The sequence below is a fragment of the Aeromicrobium sp. Leaf272 genome (genome assembly GCF_001422865.1).
In the GTDB taxonomy this organism is placed as follows: domain Bacteria; phylum Actinomycetota; class Actinomycetes; order Propionibacteriales; family Nocardioidaceae; genus Aeromicrobium.
Map to the genome: position 1 here is coordinate 262,069 of NZ_LMMY01000011.1, position 6,037 is coordinate 268,105.

Here is a 6,037-nt window from a genome sequence, read left to right on the forward strand (position 1 = left end):
GAGGTGCGAGACCTACCTCCGACTGCCCGATTCGGTGCGAGACCTACCTCTGACGAGTCAGTCGTTGCCGCCCCCGCCGCCACCGCCGGGCAAGGTGGGCGTCGGCTCGGGCTCGGAGGGCTCGGGCTCGGTCGGGGCCGGCGTGGTCGGCTTCGGGGTCGTCGGCTCGGGCTTCGGCTTCGGCTTCTCGGTCTTCTTCGGCCTGGGCGCGGGCGGGACGTAGGTGTTGCCCTTGTCGGCCCGGATGTTGGCCGGGGCCGGGAAGCTGCCGCACTCGGTGCCCTCGAGCGCCGGGTCCATGAACGCCTTGAAGGTCTGCGCCGGGTAGGTGCCACCGAAGAAGGGCACGAGGTACCCCTCGAGGTCCTCGTTGCCCACGCCGCGGCTGAGCGTCACGGCCGTGGCCAGCTTGGGCGTGGCCCCGACGAACCACGACGACGAGACGCGCTGGTCGTCGTCGGCGCCGGCCGTCGCGGTGCCCGTCTTGCCGGCCGTCGGGCAGATCGTGCGCCCGCTCGTGCCGGTACCCGCCTGCGTGACCTTCTGCAGTGCCGCGAGGGTGTCGGCGGCGACGTCCTCGGGGATCGTGCGCTTGGTCTCCCGCGCCGGCAGCTCGAGCTCGTCGCCCTGGGCGCTGGTCACCTTCGACAGCACGTGCCACTCCGCGCGCTCGCCCTCGGCAGCGAGGGTCGCGTAGGCGTTCGCCATGTCGACCGCGGGCACGCCGGCATAGCCGAGCGACGTGACGGCGACCGGGTCGATCTGGTCGGTCACCGTGGCCGGGATGCCGGCGTCGTTGGCGGCCTCCAGCACCTTGCGGGCGCCGACCGAGATGTCGGCGTCGGCGCCGCCGCTCATCTGCTGGGTGATGTCGACGAAGGCGGTGTTGATGGACTTCTGCGTGGCGAACTCGAGCGTGACCCGGCCGAAGGACTGACCACCGCTGTCGCCCTGGTTGCCGACCTCGGCACCACCGATGCGCACCGGTGAGTTGCCGTTGAGGGTCGTGCGCAGGCTGTAGCCGTCCTCCAGCGCCGCCACGAGCGCGAACACCTTGAACGTCGAGCCCGGCTGCACGCTGGAGGTGGCCCAGTTCAGCTGGCTCTCCAGGTAGTCCTTGCCGCCGTACATCGCCTTGACGTCACCGGTGCCCGGCTCGACCGACACCAGGCCGACGTTGAGCTCGTCGAGGTCCTGCGGGACGGTGTTCTCCACCGCGTCGACGGCGTCGGCCTGCAGACGCTTGTCGAAGGTCGTGACGACGCGCAGGCCGCCACCCAGGATCTGGTTGTCGCTGAAGCCGGCGTCCTGCAGCTGCTTCTGCACGAGGGCGAGCAGGTAGCCCTTGGTGCCCTTGAAGCGGTTGGCGTTCTTCTTCTCGGCGAACTTCGGCAGCCGCTCCTGGAACTCCGCGGCCTCCTCGGCCGTGATCGCACCGGACTTGGCCATCCCGTCGAGCACGTAGCGGTAGCGCGGCAGGATCCGCTCCTCCGCCCCCTCGGTGTAGGGGTCGTAGTAGGTCGGGTTGTTGATGACCGTCGCGAGCATCGCGGCCTGCGGGTAGTTCAGCTCGGACGCCGGCTTGTCGAAGTAGGTCTCGGCCGCGACCTCGACGCCGTACGCGCCGTTGCCGAAGTAGATGGTGTTGAGGTAGCCCTCGAGGATCTCGGACTTGCTCAGCTGGTTGTGGATCTTGATCGACAGGATCGCCTCGCGCACCTTGCGCTTGTAGGAGCGGTCCTGGTTCAGGTAGAGCACCTTCACGTACTGCTGCGTGATGGTGGAGCCGCCGCCGGTGATCTGGCCGCTCGTGGCGTTGTCGCGCGCGGCGCGGACGATGCCCTTGAAGTCGAGGCCGCGGTTCTCGTAGAAGGTGCGGTCCTCGGCCGCGATCACGGCGGCCTGCATGACGGCCGGGATCTCGTCGAGCGGGACGCTCTCACGGTCCTGCATGGCGAAGTCGCCCAGCTCGGACTTGCCGTCGGAGTAGTAGACCTTGGTGGTCTGGGTCTGGAAGTCGGCGTTCGCGTCGGGGATCTCGATGACCCGGTAGAGCACGAAGAACAGCAGCGCGCCGCCCAGGATCCCGAGCACGACGAGCACCGCGAACCAGCGCAGCACCTGCTTCCAGCGCGGGCCGTCGCCACTGATGCGACGGAACAGGCCCGGCTTGCTCGGGGTGCTCTTCGCCTTGGTTCGATGCGTGCTGGTGGCCACGGACCACTTCCTCCGTCTCGGCCCTGCTCCTGGCAGGGCGTGGTGCTGTGCGTGCGCCCGGGACACGGCGCGGCATCAGGCCAGTGTGCCTGACCAACCTGAGAAGGCCATGATGCACGGTCCCCCTGCTCTGTGGCACGTGTCTCGTCCAGACGGTCTCGCCCTACCCACCCGACCTGACATACGGTCTTTCATGTCATGCCGCGCTGATGTATCGTCCCGATATACCGAGTCGTCACGACGACGTCTCTCGAGCCGGCCAGGAGGATCGCGATGCCCCGTCGCGGAGCGACCCTCGAGCTCGCCACCATCGGTCTGCTGCACGACACGCCCATGCACGGCTACGAGCTGCGCAAGGAGCTCATCAGCCTGCTCGGCTGGGGCCGCGTGCTGTCCTACGGCACGCTCTACCCCTGTCTGAAGTCGCTGGTGCGGGCCGGTCTCATCGAGGCCGACGACGACCCGGCCGTCGAGGTCCGCGGCCGCCGCAACCGGATCGTCTACCACCTCACCGCCGCCGGCAAGGAGCACTTCGCCCATGCCATGGAGGACTCCGGGCCCGCCACGTGGGACGACGAGACCTTCAGCGTCCGGTTCGCCTTCTTCGCCCGCACCGAGCGTGCCACGCGCATGAGGATCCTCGAGGGCCGGCGCAGCCGACTGCAGGAGCGGCTCGAGAACGTGCGCGAGGCCACCCAGCGCGGCCGCGACCGCGCCGACGCCTACACCCGCGAGCTGCAGCGCCACGGCCTGGAGTCCGTCGAGCGCGAGGTCCGCTGGCTCACCGAGCTCATCGAGCGCGAGCGCGAGCCGCAGGACGAGCCGCCACCTCCTCCCACCTGACCCCCTCATCCGCACGACCATCCATCCACCCGTCATCACCCGTCACGAAGGAGAACCCATGGGTTCGGCCACCAACCAGATCCGCGTCGCGATCGTCGGCGTCGGCAACTGCGCCACGTCGCTCATCCAGGGCGTCGAGTACTACAAGGACGCCGATCCGGCGGGCACCGTCCCCGGGCTCATGCACGTCCAGTTCGGCGACTACCACGTCAACGACATCGAGTTCGTCGCCGCGTTCGACGTCGACGCCAAGAAGGTCGGCTTCGACCTGGCCGACGCCACCACCGCCAGCGAGAACAACACCATCAAGATCGCCGACGTGCCGCCCACCGGCGTCACGGTCCAGCGCGGCCACACGCTCGACGGCCTCGGCAAGTACTACCTGCAGACCATCGAGGAGTCCGACGCCCCCGCCGTCGACGTCGTCCAGGTGCTCAAGGACACGCAGGCCGACGTGCTCGTGTCCTACCTCCCGGTGGGCTCGGAGGAGGCCGACAAGTTCTACGCGCAGTGCGCCATCGACGCCAAGGTCGCGTTCGTCAACGCCCTGCCCGTCTTCATCGCCTCCGACCCCGAGTGGGCCAAGAAGTTCGAGGACGCCGGCGTCCCGATCATCGGCGACGACATCAAGAGCCAGGTCGGTGCCACCATCACGCACCGTGTCATGGCCAAGCTGTTCGAGGACCGCGGCGTCTCGCTCGACCGCACCTACCAGCTGAACGTCGGCGGCAACATGGACTTCAAGAACATGCTCGAGCGTGAGCGCCTGGAGTCCAAGAAGGTCTCGAAGACCCAGGCCGTCACGTCGAACCTCACCGGCTCGCTCGCCGGTGTGGGCGCCAACGACCGCAACGTGCACATCGGCCCGTCGGACTACGTGGCGTGGCTCGACGACCGCAAGTGGGCCTACGTGCGCCTCGAGGGTCGTGCGTTCGGCGACGTGCCCCTGAACCTGGAGTACAAGCTCGAGGTGTGGGACTCGCCCAACTCGGCCGGCATCATCATCGACGCCATCCGTGCGGCGAAGATCGCCAAGGACCGTGGCATCGGCGGCGCCCTGCTGAGCGCTTCGTCGTACCTGATGAAGAGCCCGCCGGAGCAGCGCCCCGACGACCTCGGCCGCTCGAAGCTCGAGGCGTTCATCCGCGGGGAGGAGGAGCGCTGAGCGCTCCCCCCTGACGACGACGGGGCCCGGACACCTGACGGTGTCCGGGCCCCGTCGCGTCTACGGGTGGTGCGTCACGCCTGCTCGACGCGGCGACGGCCGAGACCGACCATCGCGACGCCGCCGGCGAGCAGCGCCACGCCGGCGACCACGAACGGTGCCATCGAGTCGGCACCCGTGGCCGGCAGCTGCGCCGCGGCCGACACGGGCACGGTCGCCGCGGCGGGCGTGACGCGGTTCGAGGTGTCGCCCCCGTCGGACACGGCCGGGTCGCTCGGGTCCGTCGGATCGACCGGGTCGGTCGGGTCCGTCGGGTCGGTCGGGTCGACAGGCGCCTCCTCGAGGCCCTCGGGGAACGGGTTGTACCCGAAGAAGTAGGTCCCGGGGGCGCCGTCGTCGCTGCTGGACGGACGCGCGGTCGAGTAGGAGTCGGCGCCGACGGTGGCCAGCGAGTCCAGTGCCTCGGCCTCCGTCGGTGCCACGCCGTAGAAGAGGAAGAACTCGACGAAGTCGCCCGCAGCCAGCGAGCCGAAGCCCAGGTCGAAGTGGGCGACCAGGTCGTCGGGACCCCGGTCGTCGACGTCGCCCTGCTCCGTGCCGAAGTCGCTCCCGAGCACGTTGGCGTCGACGAAGTCCGTGCCGGCACCGACGACCGCCACGTCACGGTCCACCACGCTGACGAGCTCGGAGAAGGCCGTCGGCTCGGCGTCCCAGTCCATGACGCGGCGGTAGCGGACGTCGTCGAGCGTGCCGTCGGTCAGGTTCTCGATGCGCACGCGGATGACGTACACGTTCGGGTCGAGCAGCGAGGGGGTGAAGGCATGGGTCACCCGGAAGGTGGGCGCCTGCGGGTCACCCACGGTGACGACGGAGGTGGCGGTCGTCGGCGTGACGTCGAAGGACTCCACGGTGAGGTTGCTGCTGCCACCCAGGGCCTTCAGGCTCTGACCGCTGACACCGGTCCCGGCGTCACCCACGCCCCATCCCTCGTACGGTCCGCCGGCTCGCAGGCCGTCGTTGCCCGTCGACTCCTGCTGCAGGCCGACGAGCTCCCCGGCCTCGCCGTCGTACACGATCAGCGAGCCCTCGTCGTTCACGCCCAGATGGACGGTGCCGTTGCTGATGCACGCGCCGGGGAAGCAGGCGTCGGTGGGATCGGGTGCGGCCAGGGCGGTCACGGGCCCCTCGGCGCTCCGGCCGACCGAGGCCGGCGCAGGTGCCGCCGCGGGTGCCGAGGCGGAGGCGGGTGCCGCCTCGGGTGCCGAGGCGGAGGCGGGTGCCGCCTCGGGCGCGGAGGCGGTGGCGGGTTCGGGGGCCGACTCGCTGGCGGGTTCGGGCGCCGGGGCCGACTCGGTCGTGGTGATGGGCTCGGCGGACTCGTCCGCCAGGGCTGCGCCGGGGGTCACGACGACGCAGAGCATGGCGCCGGCCAGGAGGGCGGCAGCACGCGCAGATGCGCGGGGGAGGTGGGTCATGAGCGCAGACTAGGTCGATCGCTCCGCCCCCATACGTGTTTTGAACTCTTCGTCCAGCTCCGGGGTCCTTCGGCATGGTCCCGCACCACCCTGGATCGGTCTCGACGCGAGGAAGCACCGAGCTGTCGATAAGGTTCGACCGTGTCGATCGACCTGCGCCGCGCCGAGTCCGTGCGTGGTGGCGTGTACGCCGCCGTCCTCGTCGCGCTCGTGGTGCTCCTCGCGGCACTGGCCACGCTCGTGGTCACCGACGCCTCGCAGGACCTCGACGGCGAGGTCGCGCAGGCCGCCTTCGACATCAGCTACTCGCGTCCGTGGCTGGTCGACGTGCTCGAGG

General features: G+C 70.0%; 5 protein-coding genes. 3 read left to right on the forward strand and 2 right to left on the reverse strand.

Annotated elements, in window-relative coordinates; genetic code table 11:
* Positions 1-57 precede the first annotated feature (57 nt).
* Positions 58-2,217 carry a transglycosylase domain-containing protein gene (locus ASF38_RS08350; protein ID WP_056553592.1) on the reverse strand — a complete coding sequence of 720 codons (2,160 nt, stop codon included), beginning with the start codon at positions 2,215-2,217 and terminating at the stop codon, positions 58-60.
* Between the two features lie 273 nt (positions 2,218-2,490).
* On the opposite strand from ASF38_RS08350, the gene ASF38_RS08355 reads away from it, so the two are divergent.
* Both ASF38_RS08355 and ASF38_RS08360 read left to right on the forward strand, forming a co-directional pair.
* Positions 2,491-3,060, forward strand: a complete 570-nt coding sequence (locus tag ASF38_RS08355; RefSeq protein ID WP_055961713.1) for a PadR family transcriptional regulator — start codon at positions 2,491-2,493, stop codon at positions 3,058-3,060.
* A gap of 58 nt (positions 3,061-3,118) precedes the next feature.
* Positions 3,119-4,225 (forward strand): inositol-3-phosphate synthase, encoded by a 1,107-nt coding sequence (locus ASF38_RS08360; RefSeq protein ID WP_055961716.1) that lies wholly within the window; start codon positions 3,119-3,121, stop codon positions 4,223-4,225.
* 74 nt (positions 4,226-4,299) lie between these two features.
* Here the strand turns inward: ASF38_RS08360 and ASF38_RS08365 are convergent, their stop codons facing one another.
* Positions 4,300-5,700 carry an LPXTG cell wall anchor domain-containing protein gene (locus ASF38_RS08365; protein ID WP_056553587.1) on the reverse strand — a complete coding sequence of 467 codons (1,401 nt, stop codon included), beginning with the start codon at positions 5,698-5,700 and terminating at the stop codon, positions 4,300-4,302.
* 141 nt (positions 5,701-5,841) lie between these two features.
* Here ASF38_RS08365 and ASF38_RS18455 point away from each other — a divergent pair.
* Positions 5,842-6,037, forward strand: a 196-nt coding sequence (locus ASF38_RS18455) for a hypothetical protein (protein ID WP_200914460.1), incomplete at its 3' end; no start/stop codon positions are given.

Coding starts and splice junctions, on each gene's coding strand:
- ASF38_RS08355 (WP_055961713.1), top strand. CDS start 2,491: ATGCCCCGTCGCGGAGCGACCCTCGAGCTCGCCACCATCGGTCTGCTG.
- ASF38_RS08360 (WP_055961716.1), top strand. CDS start 3,119: ATGGGTTCGGCCACCAACCAGATCCGCGTCGCGATCGTCGGCGTCGGC.
- ASF38_RS08365 (WP_056553587.1), bottom strand. CDS start 5,700: ATGACCCACCTCCCCCGCGCATCTGCGCGTGCTGCCGCCCTCCTGGCC.